Origin of the sequence: Vibrio sp. J2-4 (assembly GCF_021728155.1) — a bacterium.
In the GTDB taxonomy this organism is placed as follows: Bacteria; Pseudomonadota; Gammaproteobacteria; order Enterobacterales; family Vibrionaceae; genus Vibrio; species Vibrio diabolicus.
This window is the reverse complement of sequence record NZ_JAKKCN010000003.1, coordinates 32,643-50,298: the sequence shown is the minus strand read 5'-3', so window position 1 is coordinate 50,298 and position 17,656 is coordinate 32,643. Positions and strand designations below refer to the sequence as shown.

The 17,656-nt window shown below is 46.3% G+C and carries 13 protein-coding genes; 4 read left to right on the top strand and 9 right to left on the bottom strand.

The window, feature by feature from the left end:
- Positions 1-174 precede the first annotated feature (174 nt).
- The 8 genes from L3V32_RS10465 to L3V32_RS10430 all read right to left on the bottom strand — a co-directional run bounded on the left by L3V32_RS10465 (position 175) and on the right by L3V32_RS10430 (position 10,315).
- Positions 175-1,437 (bottom strand): hydroxymethylglutaryl-CoA reductase, encoded by a 1,263-nt coding sequence (locus L3V32_RS10465; RefSeq protein ID WP_237284251.1) that lies wholly within the window; start codon positions 1,435-1,437, stop codon positions 175-177.
- Positions 1,438-1,789: 352 nt separating this feature from the next.
- On the bottom strand, positions 1,790-3,025 hold the full coding sequence (gene manA / locus L3V32_RS10460; RefSeq protein WP_237284250.1) for a mannose-6-phosphate isomerase, class I: 1,236 nt from the start codon (positions 3,023-3,025) through the stop codon (positions 1,790-1,792).
- A gap of 124 nt (positions 3,026-3,149) precedes the next feature.
- Complete coding sequence (locus L3V32_RS10455; protein ID WP_005394568.1) at positions 3,150-4,490, bottom strand: MFS transporter; 1,341 nt, start codon at positions 4,488-4,490, stop codon at positions 3,150-3,152.
- A gap of 6 nt (positions 4,491-4,496) precedes the next feature.
- On the bottom strand, positions 4,497-5,999 hold the full coding sequence (uhpB, locus tag L3V32_RS10450) for a signal transduction histidine-protein kinase/phosphatase UhpB (protein ID WP_237284249.1): 1,503 nt from the start codon (positions 5,997-5,999) through the stop codon (positions 4,497-4,499).
- Positions 5,999-6,607, bottom strand: coding sequence for a transcriptional regulator UhpA (gene uhpA / locus L3V32_RS10445; protein WP_046875403.1), 609 nt, complete (start codon positions 6,605-6,607; stop codon positions 5,999-6,001). Before uhpA ends, uhpB begins: the two co-directional genes overlap by 1 nt.
- A 138-nt stretch (positions 6,608-6,745) precedes the next feature.
- Positions 6,746-8,140: a hexose-6-phosphate:phosphate antiporter gene (gene uhpT / locus L3V32_RS10440; RefSeq protein WP_021707729.1), complete on the bottom strand. Its 1,395-nt coding sequence runs from the start codon at positions 8,138-8,140 to the stop codon at positions 6,746-6,748.
- Positions 8,141-8,546: 406 nt separating this feature from the next.
- Positions 8,547-9,377, bottom strand: coding sequence for a formate dehydrogenase accessory sulfurtransferase FdhD (gene fdhD, locus L3V32_RS10435; RefSeq protein WP_136976393.1), 831 nt, complete (start codon positions 9,375-9,377; stop codon positions 8,547-8,549).
- Positions 9,378-9,430: 53 nt separating this feature from the next.
- The gene (locus L3V32_RS10430; protein ID WP_046875405.1) at positions 9,431-10,315 is read right to left on the bottom strand and encodes a LysR family transcriptional regulator; all 885 of its coding nucleotides are present in this window, start codon (positions 10,313-10,315) and stop codon (positions 9,431-9,433) included.
- A 667-nt stretch (positions 10,316-10,982) separates the two neighbouring features.
- On the opposite strand from L3V32_RS10430, the gene L3V32_RS10425 reads away from it, so the two are divergent.
- The 4 genes from L3V32_RS10425 (at position 10,983) to L3V32_RS10410 (ending at position 15,864) form a co-directional block, all read left to right on the top strand.
- The gene (locus L3V32_RS10425) at positions 10,983-13,307 is read left to right on the top strand and encodes an FdhF/YdeP family oxidoreductase (protein WP_237284248.1); all 2,325 of its coding nucleotides are present in this window, start codon (positions 10,983-10,985) and stop codon (positions 13,305-13,307) included.
- A 297-nt stretch (positions 13,308-13,604) separates the two neighbouring features.
- A complete protein-coding gene (locus L3V32_RS10420) occupies positions 13,605-14,081 on the top strand; it encodes a DM13 domain-containing protein (protein ID WP_145535125.1) in 477 nt (158 codons plus the stop codon).
- 141 nt (positions 14,082-14,222) lie between these two features.
- A complete protein-coding gene (locus L3V32_RS10415) occupies positions 14,223-15,023 on the top strand; it encodes a PhzF family phenazine biosynthesis protein (protein WP_237284247.1) in 801 nt (266 codons plus the stop codon).
- Between the two features lie 145 nt (positions 15,024-15,168).
- Entirely contained in the window at positions 15,169-15,864 is a 696-nt protein-coding gene (locus L3V32_RS10410) for an aspartate/glutamate racemase family protein (protein WP_203342477.1), read from the top strand.
- 75 nt (positions 15,865-15,939) lie between these two features.
- Here the strand turns inward: L3V32_RS10410 and L3V32_RS10405 are convergent, their stop codons facing one another.
- Positions 15,940-17,643: an FAD-dependent oxidoreductase gene (locus L3V32_RS10405; RefSeq protein WP_109170296.1), complete on the bottom strand. Its 1,704-nt coding sequence runs from the start codon at positions 17,641-17,643 to the stop codon at positions 15,940-15,942.
- Positions 17,644-17,656: the final 13 nt, after the last annotated feature.

The following is a 17,656-nucleotide window of genomic DNA, read 5'->3' as shown; positions in this document are numbered from 1 at the left end:
CAGTGATATAGCGAGGAATGTGTGGTGATACTGCAATAATGCGGTCAACGTGAGAGTGGTGTAATTATTAAGTATGCAATATAACTTAAACTAATTTATGAGCTAATAAATAAAGTTGTTTTATTGGCACAAGAGAAAACCGCATGGCTGTTCTCTTGTACAAAGTAAAAAGGATTATTTTCTAGCAAGTTTATGGTGAGCCCGGGAGAAGTGATCGGCACAAAATGCGCCCACAATCGAGAGTTCGCCAGCCAGACAAAGCGCAGCTGCGACTTCGGCTAAGGCTTTCGCATTGCCGTTGCCGTGCAACCCCAAAATATCCAAACATGCTTTTTGTGTTGGAAGGCCAGTGCCCCCGCCAACCGTTCCCACCATGATGTTTGGCAAGGTAACGCTCGTGTACAAGTTGCCTTGAGCGTCCACATCCATACGAGTGATACCAATGGCAGACTCTGCAACGCAAGCGGCATCTTGACCACAAGCAATGTACAGCGCGGCAAGGGCATTCGCGTAATGCGCGTTGACGCCAATCGTCCCGCTGAGTAAACCACCCACCGTGGTCATTTTGCCAAATTGAACCATAGACTCTGGCGTGGTATGCAGATATTTTTCCACCAACTCAGCAGGAATGGTGACTTCGGCGGATACTTTCTTACCGCGTACCGAGCGCAGTGTGTGCGCGTTTGGTTTTTTGTCGCCTGATAAGTTGCCATCCAAGAAGGCTTGCGTTGGTTTGATTGGGCTGGTCGCCAAAATATGATGGAACACTTCGTTTGTTGCGATGGTCACCATGTTTTGTCCGGAAGCGTCACCAGTCACGTATTCAAAGACCAAATAAACGTGGTTTCCTTCGATATTTACATTGATGTCTTTGAGTTTGCCATGTGAGGTGGTGGATTCCGCTATTTGACGAAATGCGTCAAACTGGGTCACAACCCAACTGACGAACAGGCCAGCGTCGGCAAGGTTATTAAAGGCGAACACTGGCGTTCGGCTCACCCCTTCACTCAGTAACAATGCGCTCGCGCCACCAGCGGCGGTAATAAGATTTGCGCCACGGTTGTAGGAAGCGACTAACGCGGCTTCTGTCGTTGCGAGCGGAACCAAAAAGTCATCGTTCGCATACAAACCATTGACGCGCAAAGGGCCTGCGATGCCGACCGGCACATTGACAGTACCAATGAAGTGCTCGATGTTGTTGGAGTAAGCGTCGCAATGTGACTGCGTGAAAGGATCAAGAAGATGATCTTTATTGGTCACGTGTTCCAATACTTGCCAACGGCGCGCCAAATGCTTATCCGATAGACCAGGGCTTAAGCAGAGACGTTTCTCTGGCTTGTGAAACTTCGGTTCTAATGCCGATTGAATCTTACTGCTGGTTTCGATATCGGAAAGGGCGGAGCTTTGAACAGGGTTATCTTGGTTTAACTTCGGCATACAAACGTTAACTGAAAAATCGAACCAGAGATTGTAGTGATTGAGGCTTTGATTACAACGTTGATTATACGTTTTGCAACAAATACCACTGTGTGAGCGCCTTTGTTATCCAAGTAATTTGATATTGGAGCGGCGAATTTACCGGAAATAAATGAGTTTTGACAATGAATGTTGCAGTAAATGGCAGAGCCGGGAGGTTATGGTTCTTAGATAAATTGGACTGTGAGTGTTTGGAGTCGACAAGGGATAAGCATGATTGCCTTAAAAGCGGACTGGCTCAATCTATGAAAGGAATAAATTGTCTAACCCAGTCCCTTGGGTCAGACGCTAGTTTGAATCAGTTGTTCACAAACTAGTTGAAGGCGCGAGCCACACGTCCCGCACTTTGAATGCGATAATGGCCAACGTAAGCAGGAACAAATACAGATTGTCCTTTCGCTGCGGTTAACGTCTCACCGTTATCACTGATGAGTGTCAGGTCGGCATCAATCGCCATCAAAATCTCTGCGCTGTTTGCCTCAACCACTTCATTGTTCGGTTGGTTTAGAATGCAGAAACTAAAGTCTGCCACTGGAACGGGGTAAAGGTTTTGGCAACCATCGGCATTGGGTTCTAGAACAAGGCTGTTAAACGGCTTAGGCACAAAGTCTGTGCATTTAACCAGTTCTTCAACATCCATATGTTTCGGCGTGAGTCCTGCACGCAAAACGTTATCTGAGTTCGCCATGATCTCTAATCCCGTTCCTTTAATGTAAGCGTGTGGCGTTCTTGCGCTCAGGAACATCGCTTCGCCAGGTTGCAGCGTGATGACATTCAACAGTAGTGGCGCAAACAAGCCGACATCGCCGGGGTATTGAGTGGATAGTTCCAAGATGAGTTGGAAAGCGTCGCTGTCAGTGCCTTGCTCCGAGTCAGTGCTTTGTTCCGATTGATGTGAAGCGTGGGCAAGAAGCTGTTTCAGTGCTCGCTCTTTTGTTTCTCCTTCCATGGTCAGAATGTGCACAAAGAAATCGCGTAAACCTTGTGAGTTGGCTTCGTGTTTGAATGCATCTAGTGGCGCGCGTAGCTCATCGATATCGCAAAGGCTAAATGCCTCAATAATCTCGGAATACGAGCGAAAACCGTTCATGGCTTGGTAACTTGTCAACGCGTACACCAACTCAGGTTTGTGGTTAGGATCCTTGTAGTTACGATGGCTCGCGTTTAGTGGAATGCCAGCACTTTGCTCTTTTTCGAAACCTATTTCGGCATCTTGTTTGCTTGGGTGAACTTGAATCGACAGTGCGTGTTCGGCCGCTAAGATCTTAAACAGAAAGGGCAGGTCGCCAAATTTCGCTGCGGTTTCTGCTGATAAGTAAGCGGGTTGGTTTTGTTTAATCAGTTCAGACAAAGGCAGCGTGTTTTGCTCAACCTGAACTTCAGAGCAGCCGTTTGGGTGAGTACCCATCCATACTTCTGCTTGAGGTTCATTTGTTTCGTTAGAAAAGCCAAACAAATCGTGAATAGACGAGGTGCTTCCCCAAGCGTAGTTTTGGATTTTGTTGTTCATTTGAAAGAAGCTATGCGATGAAATAGTGTTCAAATTCATGAATTTTTCCCATAGTTAACCCTCCGAACTGAATCGGAAGAAAAATTGAGCAGAGATACGTTAAATAAGGATGGCGAGCGCGGTTAGGTCACTCGCCAATTTGCCCGAAGGGCGATAAGTCGATTTACAACCGAGGTTTTGGTTCGAGTGGTTTTCGTGATGGTTGCGCTTGCAAAAATGGCAGCAATAAAAGGCCAATGACGGCTGCACAAACTGAAATGGTGATGAAGAAACCCGTCCAATGATATTCTTCAAGAATTAACGCCAGTGGATAGCCAGACAATGCTGCGCCCATGTAGGCGAACAAGCCTACGAATCCTGTTGCCGCGCCGGCAGAATCTTTGTGAGAGCACTCCGCCGCCGCCATACCGATCAGCATTTGTGGTCCAAAGACAAAGAAGCCGATGGAGAACAATCCCGCCGCTTGGAATGCAAAGTTGGTCAGGGGCATAAGCCAAAGCGCAGAGACAGATAAGAAAATCCCAATCGCGAACAGCAAGTTCATTGGCCCACGGTTACCGCCAAAGAGTTTGTCTGAGCCCCAGCCTGCAACCAATGAACCAACAAAACCGCCGATTTCAAACATCGACAGAGCAGCGTTGGCGTTAATCAGGCTATAGTGATGCTGCTCGGTTAAATACAGGTTTCCCCAGTCGTTTATTGCGGTTCGGACGATGTAAACCAACACATAACTGAACGCGAGCAGCCAGATGTATTTGTTGTTAAATACGTACGATTTCAGAATTTCGCGGTAGGTGAGGCCACGTCCGTAATTTTCTTGCGCAAGTTCTAGCGCGTCGTTGCGCCATTGTCCGACACTTGGTAAACCCATTGTTGTGGGTTTGTCGCGCAATCGCCAACAAACGAATAGACCGAGTAATACACCGATGATGCCGGGTAGAATAAAGCCTTCACGCCAGCTGTAGTGCAACGTTAAATAGCCCACCCAAATAGGGATCAGCGCGCCACCAACGTTGTGTGCGGTGTTCCAAATCGCCCATAAGAAGCCACGCTCGGAGCGTGAATACCAAGTGGTTAACAGCTTGGAGCATGAAGGCCAGCCCCAGCCTTGGAACCAGGCGTTTAAGATCCACAGAGTAATGAAAGCCGCGAGTGAGCTAGAAAAACCGAACGCGATATTGACCAGACCTGTCGCAATCAATCCTAATCCCATGAAATAACGAGGGTTAGAGCGATCTGAGATCGTACCGGAAATAAACTTCGAGCAGCCGTAGGTAATGTAGAAAAGCGTGCCTATAAGACCCAAATCGCCTTTATCTAAGCCAAGATCGGTAATCATAGCTGGTGCGGCGTAGTTAAAGGTCTTACGGGTAAAGTAGAAACCTGCGTAGCCGATGTACATCCCCAACATAATGTGCAAACGCCAATGGCGGTAACGCTGGTCGATTTGCTCGTTGCTTAGACTCGGTTGAGTAAATTTAGGTGAACGTAAAAATCCAAACATCTTGAGTTACACCTTAGGTAAAGTAATGCTGATTTGAGTGCCGATCACTTGATCGCTGGTGGAGTAGATAACCATTTTCCCACCCAATGCGTGCACACGCTCTTGCATGCCGCGAACGCCCATGCCTTTCATGCTGTCCTGAACTTTGAAACCGACACCATCATCGTGAATCATTAGTGACACCGCCGTTTCTCCGATCGTCAGTTCAATACTGATCAACTGCGCTTCTGCATATTTGGCGGCGTTATTCAATGACTCTTGGCATAAACGGAATAGGGTGACTTTGAGCGTGTCACTCAAGTTGGTGTAATCGCCTTGCCAGTTCAGTTGAACAGTCGTTCCGTGATTGGCGAATTCCATCTCTCGCGTCAGTTGCTCGACGGATTCTTTCAAGTCCAAATCATCCAGCATTTTTGGTCTTAGCTTGCTTAACAGTCGCTTAGTGGTGTCGTACACGTTGAGGGAAAGCCCTTCGATCATGTCGGCGCAACCCACGCGTGTTTCTGTGTTATTTACCCGCTTAATGATGTTGGCTTGTGTGCGGATTGCCGTGATGTTCTGGCCGATTTCGTCATGTAGCTCGCGCGCAATATCGCGTCTTACCGATTCTTCCGCTTTGATAAGCTGGCGAGACAAATTCTGATTGCGTGCAAGTTCGCCGCGCAGTTTGTGATTGAGGTCTTTTTGTTTCTGAACCCCTAAGCCGAGCATAATGCCGGTGATGGTTTGCGCCGAGAGAGATAATAACAAATCGGTGATTTCTAGATTTGATACGCCGCTGCGAGCCGCAATTAGCGCAATGCTGTTGAGCATGGTGGCGAGTAGGGCACCTTGCCAGCCGTAACGCAGAGCAAGCACGATGATTGGAATCGCCATACAAAATGGCGCAAATCGTTTTAGCTCTTCAGGCAAGCTGGTTTGCACCAAAATACTGCCGATCAAAAGCAGCGCATAAAGCACGATATGACGCACCTGAAATACAACGGCATTACTAAGTAGGAGAGAGCTAAGCGGAGACCAACGACTTTGGAACAAATAACTCCATAACAAGTAGCACATAGGCACCACGAGCAAGCCTCCAGAAATGCTAGCCAGCCACACCATGTAAACCGAAGGAACGTGAAAACCAACGGCCATCACATTAATAAACGCGCTAATGATAATGACAACGCTCATCACGGCTAAATGGCGGTTTTGGTCTCCGTAGTAGTATTTTTTCGCAATCAGAGTGACCGGGATACTGGCAATGCTCGCAATCAGCACGGTAAGCCACTGCGGTTGACCCAGTAACATCGCAAGTGCGATGGAAAGCCCCCACTCCGAAAGGTAAATCGTCGGCCAATAAGCGGTGCGAGTGTGCAGGGCGACACCTAATCGTAAAGCGAAAGGAAACAATAAGATCGCCAGCTCGGGATCATTGACAAAGTAATAGGCAATCACCCATAAGCAGAACCAGGCGCAAGCCATAACAAAAAGTCCGCAAATGGTGGTAACAGCATAAGCTCGCATTAAAAGGACTCTTGAGAAAATAGTTTGGCGAGCTCAACGTTGTTTTTCACGCCGAGTTTGTCGATGGCATTCGCACGATGAACATGCACGGTCTTGTGGCTCAAGCCAAGCTCTGCCGCGACTGACTTGACATCTAACCCAGTAGCAAGTAGCTGACAGACCTCGTTTTCACGTTTTGTCAGTTGGCATAGAGAGGTGGTGTTGTCGCTAGGCGTTGCAAGTTTAAGTGCAATATCTGATGTGAGGTAACAGCCGCCAGAAGCACTGGTTCTCACGGCTTGAATAAGTTCGTCTGGGCTACAGCGTTTACTAAGATAGCCTTTTGCACCTAGCTTTAGTGATTTTTCCACCATCGCAGGGGAGTCATGCACGCTAAGCATCACGCAGGCAATGCCAGTTGGTATTTCGCTAAGAAAGTTTAAGCCGCTTTCATCTGGCATGGAAATATCTAGGATGACGACGTGTGGGTGTACCGCAGGCAAGCCTGTGCGTGCTTCTGCGACAGAACCAAATTCACCAACAACGGTAATATCACTTTCTAAATTTAATAATTGTGCGAAACCTGAACGCACGATGACGTGATCATCAACTAGAGCAACATGAATCATTATTACAACCAAATAGAGCAGACGATTAACAACAATAAGCTCCAACAGGAGCTAATAGAAAAATCTTTAATGATACTGAATTGAGCCATGCTTTTTAATGATCTTGCGCGCTTTACCGAAGTAAAGCGCGCAGAGAAGCTAGGCTTGGTTTTGTGCAAGTTGAAGCTTCTTCGCGTGTCGAATCTTCTTCTCTTCCGCGATAGCGACGAAAGCAAGCAAAACAATACAAATCATGGCGGAGGTATCTAGGGCTGCGAAGGTACCTTTCCAACCTGTTAGACCGAAGATTGGTGTACCGTCTGCAATCATACCGAGACCAAGTTTCGCGAAGCTGTCACCGATTAGGTAAGCGAATGTACCTTTTACGCCGTCAGCCACACTGATTGCTTTTTTAGGGACAAAACCAACCGCGGCAACACCGATAAGAAGTTGCGGACCAAACACCAAGAAGCCCAATACAAATAGAGAGGCTAAGTACATGAACTCGCTAGTGGCGTGCTGGTAGAACTCAAGCGATACGATGATCAAACCAAGAGATACACAAGCAACCAATGCGCGGCGACCGTTTGCTAGGTCAGACAGGTAACCCCACATCAACGTACCCACAAGTGCACCGACTTCGAACAAAGTAAAGCCAGAGATTGCCGTTTCTTTTGACAGGCCAAGCTCTTGGTATGCGTATACCGTTGACCATTGGTCGATACCGATACGAACGATGTAAAGGAAGATGTTTGCAAAGCAAAGTAGCCAGATAACTTTGTTTTTAAGAACGTATTCAACAAAGATTTCTTTCTTGGTCATCTGGTTTTCTTCAGCAGCGGTGTCTTCTTCACTCACTGCTTCATCGAAAAGTTCTTCTACTTTACCTAGACCGTAAGCTTCTGGAGAGTCGCTACCAAAGCGCATACCGATAAAGCCGACGATGATCGCGATGATAGAAGGGAACACGAACATGCCGATTACGTGGCCGTCGAATAGGTAGTTAGCACCGAAAAGAGCAACACCCGCTGCGCCAGCACCACCAACGTTGTGTGACATGTTCCACAAGCCTAGGTAAGAGCCGCGTTTGTTACGAGGTGTCCATTTTGTAATGGTTGAGTAACTAGAAGGGCCACCAGTACTTTGGAAGAAACCACTCAGAGCGTAGAAAGCCACCATCAAGAACAGGCTTGCACTACCACCGCCCATGCTGAAGCTGAAACCAAGCATGGCAAGACCAGAAAGGATCAGCATAAAAGGGAGGAATTGCTTGGTGTTCTTACCGTCAGCGTAGTAAGACACAACGGTTTTGCCGATGCCGTATGTGATGGAGAAGCCAAGGCCAATAAGACCTAGGTCTGTCATGCTCAAACCGTAAGTTGAGATCATGTCGTTTTGCGCGACATTGAAGTTCTTACGAATCAAGTACATGGTTAGGTAGCCGATGAATACGACCAAGTAAGATTGGATGAACGGTTTAAACCACATCTTTCTTCTAACTTCGACAGGAAGATCGAGGGTCGGCTTCCGCACCTGTTCGAGGAATTTTAACATGATGAACTCTCTTGTAATTGTTTTAGAAACACAACGGAGACCGTTATGCGCTCTTGTTACCTTTGACTGAGCGGAATTCTAGAGAGTGGTTTTGTGAGGCACATGAGATGGTTGCCTAGATCGGCTAGGAAAAATTCCTATAAATGCCTAGAAAGGCGGAAAAGCGTGAAAAGAGTCACACAAAATCCTTACTAATTTATGGGTTTTTGGCTGGGTTCTTATCGGATTGGAAAGCGTTCAAATGCAAGCGGATTAATATGCGTAAGCTTAGTGCTGACAAGGGATGAGCACGTTTGGTTGGAGAGAATAGTGTCTTGTCGCTAAGTATCAATTGGGAACGAGAAGCGAACAACAGAGACCCACAGGTCTCTGTAAAAATTATTAGGAATTCGGCTAGGTTGACGTGTTAAGGCGCAGGGCTGTATAGACGCGGCGAGCCGTATTTTGGCAAGTGAATTAGGTTCAAATGGTTTCTTCTTGCCCATTCGACAGTTAACGCTGTAGGTGCAGATAAGCAAACCAGAGTGGGGATACGCGCGCGAACGGCTTTGTGGATCAACTCCAAGCTGCAACGGCTGGTCATGATTGCGAAGCCACTTTGAGGTTCGATGTGATTGTTGGCCAATGCGCCAATCAACTTATCTAGCGCGTTGTGGCGGCCGATGTCCTCTCGGCACAACTTGATGTTGCCTTGTAAATCTGCAAATAAAGCGGCGTGTAACGCGCCAGATTCACGTGCGGCTTCTTGATGCAGTGCGACTTTGTCTCGCAGCCCTTCAAATACATCGGAGCGCGGAGGAAGAGACGGTGTCAGCGGCGCCAAATCAGGCAAAGCTTGTTCAAGAGCCTCGACGCCACAAATGCCGCATCCGGTTGTGCCAGCAAGATTTCGGCGTTGTGTTTTTAACGCCCAGAAAGCGCGGTTGCTGATTTCCACTTCCGCATAGTGAGATTCGTGATCGCCGCCAATTTCAATGTCTTTGATCTCTTTGAAGTCGTGGACGATGCCTGTGCTTAGGCTAAATCCTTTCACGAAGTCTTCCAGATGGCCTGGCGTCACCATCATGACCGCTTGGCTAATGCCGTTGTAGCTGATAGCTAAGGCGGATTCACTCGCCAGCGACATTTGTTGCACTGGGCGGCCATCAATCAATTCTCGGTAATTGAACGCACTTGGTTGAGGTGGTGCTTGATTGAAATCGGACAGTTCAAAATAAGACTGAGTAGTACATCTCATGAAATCACCTCATAAGCCGTTGTCTATGCCAAAAATTGACGTGTGTATTCTTGTTATCGATTGAATATGCTTTTTGCTTCTGCAAAGCACTGATCGGTTAGCGCGGAGAAGGGTTCTTGTTTTCTCTTTAACAAACCTAGCGGGGCGTGAACGGCGGCTTCTTCGATAGGGATAATGCGAAGCGTATCGTTCAACTCTTCCAATCCACAATTCAGCGGCATAATGGCGCAACAAAGGCCACTGGTTACTGCTTGGATCAAGTGAAAGGTGGAGTTACTTTCAATGACGGTTTGCGGAACCAGTCCTTTACTCACAAAGCTAAGATCAATTGAGTGGCGATAGTGCATGCCCTTCGAAAGCAGCCCTAGCGGAATGTTATTGAGTGACTCCCACAACACTTCAGATTCGGCAAAATCAAAATGACGCTCATCGAATAAAACGCCAAGTTTGGTCGAATCTAGCTCGATAACATCGAAGTAAGCGGTGTTAACTTGATCGACATAACACATCCCCAAATCAAGTTGATTGCGATTGAGTTGGTCTATGATCTGTTCGGTCGTCATGGAGAGTATTTGAAAGCGTAACTCAGGGAACTGTTGAGCTAATGGTTTGAGCAATTGCATAGGGTTTTGGCTGGCGAGTGGCACCATTCCAAGCCGAAGAGAGCCGACCAATTGACCACGGCAGTTGGCGGCTTCGGCTTGCAATCCATCATGAGCGGCTAAGACGGTTTTTGCCCAAGCTAAAATGCGTTCTCCGGCTTCAGTAAATCCTTCAAATCGTTGACTTCTCTGGATTAATTCGAGGTCGAGTTCTTCCTCTAAGCTTCGGATTCTCATGGACAAGGTAGGCTGCGTAATGTGGCACAATGCGGCGGCTTGACCAAAGTGTTTGGTCTGTTCAAGTGCGATGAGATATTTCAGTTGTTTGATATCCATAATGGATTGTTCACCTTGCGTTGTGAGTCACATGTACGGGGGAACTCCCTAAAAAAGGGCACAGCACTACCGTACTTTTTAAGCGCTGGAGCGTTTTAACTGGGAAATGGAAAACCAAAACCAAGTCAAGAATAAAACCACACTCAAAATTGATCTGAATCAAGGCTATTCCTGATATTAATTAGGGTCAAATTTAAAGTATCTATAGTGTGATAGATACTATCTATTATCAAGAATGCCGATTTTATTGAGTTCGTTAAGCGAACTAGGTGGAATCGAATGGGAAAACGATTAACCTCATAAACTGTATTGATTAAAAATGTGATGAGCGTCAGTGGAAAAGTTCGTCATAGATTTTGTTTATCACTCGGTCAGGATTATCAATTGGACGCATATTGAATAACGACTTAATCTTTGATTTAGATCAAGGCGCAACAATGCAAATTGAATTTAACAGTCTTAGAAACAGTAGGCGGGTATCCGATAGCAAGAATCTAGATAAGTAAACGCTCGGACAAGCGAGAGCATGTTGAGTGGTTACTTATTTGGATTAAAAAATACATGGATTAGAAACTAAGCCCTTCAATACTTCCGCATTATCTCAATAAATAACGCGCTTGTTTTCACGGGCACCCTGCTTGCTGGTATATCTGCGAGGAGTAAAGTCGTGAGCCAAAAAGAACAAATAAAAGCATACAAAGGTCCAGCTGGTGGTTGGGGTGCACTGAAAGCCGTAACCAGAAGTTGGTGGGGCAGTGAAAATGCAGTTAAAAACATTCGCACTATGCTCAAAACCAACCAAAATGGCGGTTTCGACTGCCCGGGATGTGCATGGGGTGAGTCGCCAGATAGTGGTAAAGTCAATTTCTGTGAGAATGGCGCGAAAGCGGTAAACTGGGAGGCGACCAATCGTCTGGTTGATCCTGAGTTTTTTGCCAATCACAGCGTTTCTTCTCTCTCAACGCAAACCGATTACTGGTTGGAATACCAAGGCCGTATCACGCACCCAATGCGATACGATGCTGAATCCGATCACTATGTGCCAGTCTCTTGGGATGAGGCTTTTGCTCTTGTCGCGAAACATCTCAATCAATTGGATTCGCCGCACCAAGCGGAGTTTTATACCTCTGGTCGTGCAAGCAACGAAGCGGCGTTTTTGTATCAGCTATTTGTGCGCGCATTCGGTACCAACAACTTCCCAGATTGTTCCAACATGTGCCACGAAGCCAGTGCAATAGGGATGAAAGACACCATTGGTGTTGGTAAAGGCACAGTGATCTTTGATGATTTTGAAGAAGCCGACGCGATTTTCGTGATAGGTCAAAACCCGGGCACGAACCACCCACGAATGCTTGAACCTCTGCGCGAAGCGGTAAAACGTGGTGCACAGGTTATCTGTCTAAACCCGCTCAAAGAGCGCGGATTAGAGCGTTTCCAAAACCCACAAATGCCGATTGAGATGTTGAGTAATGGCTCAGAGCCTACAAACACGGCGTACCTGCGTCCTGCTTTAGGTGGAGACATGGCAGTGTTTCGTGGCATCGCGAAGTTCTTGCTGCAATGGGAACGCGAGGCATTGCAAAACGGTGGCAAAGCGGTATTTGACCGTGAATTCATCAAGCAACACACGATAGGTATTGATGAGTATTTGGCTGAAGTGGACGCAACCTCTTGGGAACACATCGCGGAACAATCGGGTCTTGATTTAAGTGAAATCGAGATGGTGGCGAGCATGTATCGACGTGCAGAACGTGTGATCATGTGTTGGGCAATGGGGTTGACTCAGCATCGTCACTCTGTGCCAACCATTAAAGAAGTCGCAAACGTGCAAATGTTACGAGGTAATGTTGGTAAGCCGGGCGCGGGTCTTTCACCAGTGCGTGGTCACAGTAACGTTCAGGGCGACCGTACGATGGGTATTGATGAAAAACCTTCAGATCTGTTGTTGGATCGAATTGAAAGTCGATTTAACTTTGCCGTCCCGCGTGGTGAAGGCCACAACACTGTGCAAGCCATTAAAGCGATGGAAGAAGGGCAAGCGAAAGTATTTATCGGTTTGGGCGGTAACTTTGCACAAGCAACGCCAGACACAGAACGTACGCACAGCGCGATGCGAAACTGTAATTTAACCGTACACATTTCGACGAAGTTAAATCGTTCTCACCTTGTCACAGGTAAAGATGCGCTTATTCTTCCATGCTTAGGCCGTACCGAGATTGATCAGCAAGCGACTGGCCCACAAGGCGTGACGGTTGAAGATACCTTCAGCATGGTGCATATCTCATTTGGTCAGCTAAAACCGCGTTCGGAGCATTTGCGTTCAGAACCAGCGATTATTGCCGGTATTGCCAATGCTACACTCGGGGCAAAACCAATTGATTGGTTGTGGGCGATTGAAGATTACGACCGAATTCGCGATTTGATTGCCGACACGATTCCGGGCTTTACCGACTTTAACCATAAGCTTAAACACCCGGGTGGATTCCACTTGGTAAACCCAGCAGCCGAGCGTCGATGGAATACACCAAGCGGCAAAGCACAGTTCAGCTCTAGCGAGTTGCCGAAGCAGTTGATCAGCGAAGCGATACTCGAAAAAGGCCAAAAGCCAGATTTGATTTTGCAAACCATGCGCTCACACGACCAATACAATACGACACTTTACGGCTTGAATGACCGTTATCGTGGAGTATTTGGCATGCGCGAAGTCCTGTTCATCAATGACGCGGATATTCGTAAACTCGGATTTGAACCGGGCGATAAAGTAGACATGGTGTCATTGTGGGAAGATGGCGTTGAGCGGCGTGTGAGCGGATTTACGCTTGTTGCCTATGACGTACCAGCAGGTCAGGCGGCGGCTTACTATCCAGAAACGAACCCATTGGTTCCTTTAGATAGTTATGGGGATAGAACGTTTACGCCAACCTCTAAGTTTATTGCGATCAAATTGGAAAAATCGACATCCGATAAGATCGCTTTGGTGGAAGCAGAATAGCTCCCAAACCAGCACAACGACATTCCAGATAAGCAAACGGCTGATATCAATTATCAGCCGTTTTTAATTGCTCACTTTGCATTTAGATCATTTCGTCGAAGGCGTGTAGGGGGCTGAATTAAAATAGTTATTTTCGTTAATAACGGGGTTATTGGATAGCACTCTAAAAGGCAGCAATTAAGGCGCATTGGTCCAGCTTGTGTATAATATTAATGAAATTAGGCTATTAGACGTATAACCTGACGGATGTCTGTATTTGAGCCGAAATCTAAGCTGATGAAACTAACAAGAAGATAGATGACCTTGAAAAGTATAATTAAATTAACGTTAAGCCACTTAGTGGCTGTTGCGATTGGTATTGCGATAGGTATCTATACTTTACCGATTCTTATTGCACCGCCTGCGCCGACCGATGAGCAAGTTGCTAAGAGCAAGCAAGGTGCAGAATACAGCGCAGTGTTTAAGAGGGAACTCAAAGGTAGCGACGCTTTTCATTGGGGAGAAGGTGAAATTCATTTGAGTTCCCAAGCTATTACGCTGGTAGGAAAACTCGCTCCCGGGCCTGACTATAAACTCTATTTATCTCCTAAATTTGTCGAGACTGAACAAGCGTTTAATGACCTTAAATCTGAGATGAACTTGGTTGGTGATGTCAAAACATTCAATAACTTCGTTGTTGAGGTTCCTCAAGGGATTTCCATTTCTGAATACAATACTGTTGTTGTTTGGTGTGAAACATTCGGTGAGTTCATTACTTCGGCAAAATACCAATAAATCCCATCAGGAGAAAAAGTGGTTTCTTCTTAGTTAAGAAAGGTTTACTGCTCAAATAACTGGTGCAATACATTACGTGGTACAAATGCACTAAGTGCTGCTAATGGTTCTACAGTGGTTGATAGAACTTAAGGATATTTTGTGGAAGTTAAAATTTTTCAGATCGACTCGTTTACATCAGATGTGTTCAAAGGCAATCCTGCAGGTGTGTGTATCACAGAATCAAGCCTTGATGAGGAAATGATGTTGGTCATAGCGGCAGAGATGTCACTATCTGAAACAGCGTTTCTGTCATTAAATACAATGCAACTTCGTTGGTTTACACCTGAAACGGAAGTCGCTTTGTGTGGACATGGCACGTTGGCCACGGCGCACGTGCTGAGAGAGCAAGGGTTATATAGTACTGGTGATACCATTGAGTTTGGCACGCTATCCGGCGTTTTAACTGCACAACTTGATCATGACGACATTCATTTGGTGTTTCCTGCTCCTATTTTAGATATGCGAGCAAGTATTAACACAGACTTGCTTCACGGCTTAGGGCTCGATGTGGCTGATGTAAACGCTTATGGTCAGTTTGATAATAAGCAGTTGATCGTCATCAATGATGAGTCTTTGATAGAGCAACTCGAACCTGATTTTAGTGCGCTACTTAAACAAAAAGGTCGTGGAGTTGTTATCACTGCTCACTCAAGCACTGACGCTGATTTTGTCTCTCGTTACTTTGCCCCTTGGGTTGGTGTTGATGAGGATCCAGTGACAGGTTCTGCTCATTGCGCTTTATGTGTTTACTGGGCTAAAGAGCTCGGTAAAGCGCAATTAAAAGGCTTTCAAGCATCCAAGAGAAGTGGAGTTGTTTATACAGAACTATTGAGTCCGGAATACGTTAAGCTTTCTGGAAGTGCGGTAACAATGTTGCGAGGAGATATGAGAATCGCGTAGTCGTCCTTTTTGGTTCTCGTTTTTTTTGATCGCAGGTTTATCCAGTTTTCACTAGTGACAAAGCTAGAAAGCTGTCTATCCACGTGGTTGATTTTGTTTGTAAAAGCACCCCTCCCATAGTGGTGTATAACGATTGGAGAGTTATATGAAAACTATCGGTCTTCTAGGCGGCATGAGTTGGGAGTCGACGCTTAGTTATTACAAATTGATCAACGAAGGGGTCAAAGAGGCGTTAGGTGGCCTAAATTCCGCAAAAGTTTGTATGTATAGCGTGAATTTTTCAGAGATAGAGAAACTTCAACACCAAGGTAAATGGGAAGAAACGGCAAGTATTCTATCTGATGCTGCATCTTCAATAGAAAAAGGGGGCGCTGATTTTATTCTTATTTGTACGAACACAATGCACAAAGTTGCTCCTCAAATTGAAGCCAGCATTAATATCCCCATACTACATATCGCAGACGCGACTGCTGAGTTACTTCGTGAGAAAGAGGTTCAAAAGGTCGGACTCCTAGGTACTCAATTCACAATGGAGCAAGACTTTTACAAAGGAAGGCTTTCCGACCTCTATGGGCTGGATGTCATAACTCCTGCTCAAGATGATCGCTCTATAGTGCATAACATTATTTATAAAGAGTTATGCCAAGGTGAAATCAAAGAGGAATCGAGAACGATATACCTGCAAATCATTGAAAAACTAAAAGAGCAGGGAGCTGAAGCTGTGATTCTCGGGTGCACTGAAATTGCCTTACTTGTAAACCAAAGTCACACCGATGTTACGCTACTCGATACCACGTCTATCCATGCTCAAGCGGCAGTCCGTTTGGCGATAGAAGGTTAATGAGTTAGATTTGAGTCCATGTAAATAAAAAAAGAGAAAACCAATCCCTCGGTTTTCTCTGTTTTTATTATCCCGTTATAAGCGCGAGAATTTGAGTGTTCTGTATCCACCAATCAAGTTACGAGCTTTGTAACCATTGTTGACCAGTTGACGGTATGCCACGTTACCGCGCAAGCCTACTTGACAGTAAATCACAATCTCTTTGTCTTTTGGTAGTTCACCCATACGATGGCGTAACTGGTCAACCGGAATGTTGATTGCCCCTTCAAGATAACCAACAGACTCCAATTCACCCGGGTTACGGACGTCGAGGAGAATTTGATCTTCAGTCAGGTTGTCGATTTCATCGTAATGAATCGCCGCTGCGTCACCTTTGATGATGTTATTTGCCACAAACGCCGCTTGGTTGATCACATCTTTTGCACTGCCGTAAGGTGGCGCGTAAGTCAGTTCAAGATGCTGTAGTTGTTCAACCGTCATGCCAGCACGTTGTGCAACAGCCATAACGTCAATACGTTTGTCGATACCGTCTTTACCAACTGCTTGAGCACCTAAAATCTTGCCTGATTTTGGATCGAACAACATTTTGAACGACACCACTTCTGCACCAGGGTAGTAGCTCGCGTGGCTTGCGGTATGGACGTACACTTTTTCGTATTCAACGCCAGCGCGTTTCAATTGTTTCTCATTTTTACCTGTTGAAGCCACAGCAAGGTCGAAGATCTTACAAATCGCAGTACCTTGTGTACCTTGGTAAGTTTCTTTGCGACCAAGCATATTGTCCGCTGCCATACGACCTTGACGGTTTGCCGGGCCTGCAAGTGGCACTAGAGTTTGCTCGCCAGTCACGAAGTCTTTCTCTTCTACCGCGTCACCGACAGCGTAGATAGATGGATCGCTGGTTTGCATGTATTCGTTCGTGTAAATACCGCCTAGCGCGCCAATTTGAAGGCCGGCTTCTTGCGCCAGTTTTGTCTCAGGACGTACACCGATTGCCATGATCAGAATATCGGTAGTGAGTTTTTCACCGTTGTTCAGTGTTAACTCCAATTCACCTTCTAGGTGTTGGTGTTTCTCACTCTCACCAGAGTCGAAACTTGCAACGTGCTCGTTAGGTACGAATTTCACAGATTCAAGCGCGACGCCAAGTTTTAGGTCGATACCTTTGTCACGAATTTCTGCATGAGCAAAGCCTGCCATTTCACGGTCTACTGGCGTCATGACTTGGTCTGCCATTTCGATCAGAGAGGTTTTAATGCCAAGTTGGTGGAAGGCTTCCATCATTTCTAAACCGATGAAACCGCCGCCAACAACCGTCGCATGCTCTGGCTTGTTCATTTGGATCGTTTCGATGATGCGATCCATATCTGGAATGTTACGTAGCGAGTGGGTGAGCGGGTTATCGAGACCTGGAATTGGCGGAACAATAGGGCCGGCACCTGGGCTAAGCAGTAGAAAATCGTACGATTCTACGTATTCAGACTCATCCAACAGGTTTTTGATCGTAACGGTCTTGTCCTGTCGGTTTATAGAAACCACTTCATTCATCACGCGAACATCAACGTTAAAGCGTGCTAAAAAGCTTTCTGGCGTTTGTAGTAGTAACTTACTGCGTTCTTGGATATCGCCGCCGATGTGATAAGGCAAGCCACAGTTGGCAAATGAAACGAATGGGCCACGTTCAAACATGATGATTTCGGCATCTTCGCTTAGACGACGAGCACGCGCCGCCGCAGATGCACCACCTGCAACACCACCGACGATTAAGATCTTAGTCATTTTTAACTCCAAG

What these genes read in the sequence shown, in the direction of transcription:
- L3V32_RS10465 (WP_237284251.1), bottom strand. Translation starts at nt 1,437, where the DNA reads ATGCCGAAGTTAAACCAAGATAACCCTGTTCAAAGCTCCGCCCTTTCC.
- manA (WP_237284250.1), bottom strand. Translation starts at nt 3,025, where the DNA reads ATGAATTTGAACACTATTTCATCGCATAGCTTCTTTCAAATGAACAAC.
- L3V32_RS10455 (WP_005394568.1), bottom strand. Translation starts at nt 4,490, where the DNA reads ATGTTTGGATTTTTACGTTCACCTAAATTTACTCAACCGAGTCTAAGC.
- uhpB (WP_237284249.1), bottom strand. Translation starts at nt 5,999, where the DNA reads ATGCGAGCTTATGCTGTTACCACCATTTGCGGACTTTTTGTTATGGCT.
- uhpA (WP_046875403.1), bottom strand. Translation starts at nt 6,607, where the DNA reads ATGATTCATGTTGCTCTAGTTGATGATCACGTCATCGTGCGTTCAGGT.
- uhpT (WP_021707729.1), bottom strand. Translation starts at nt 8,140, where the DNA reads ATGTTAAAATTCCTCGAACAGGTGCGGAAGCCGACCCTCGATCTTCCT.
- fdhD (WP_136976393.1), bottom strand. Translation starts at nt 9,377, where the DNA reads ATGAGATGTACTACTCAGTCTTATTTTGAACTGTCCGATTTCAATCAA.
- L3V32_RS10430 (WP_046875405.1), bottom strand. Translation starts at nt 10,315, where the DNA reads ATGGATATCAAACAACTGAAATATCTCATCGCACTTGAACAGACCAAA.
- L3V32_RS10420 (WP_145535125.1), top strand. Translation starts at nt 13,605, where the DNA reads ATGACCTTGAAAAGTATAATTAAATTAACGTTAAGCCACTTAGTGGCT.
- L3V32_RS10410 (WP_203342477.1), top strand. Translation starts at nt 15,169, where the DNA reads ATGAAAACTATCGGTCTTCTAGGCGGCATGAGTTGGGAGTCGACGCTT.
- L3V32_RS10405 (WP_109170296.1), bottom strand. Translation starts at nt 17,643, where the DNA reads ATGACTAAGATCTTAATCGTCGGTGGTGTTGCAGGTGGTGCATCTGCG.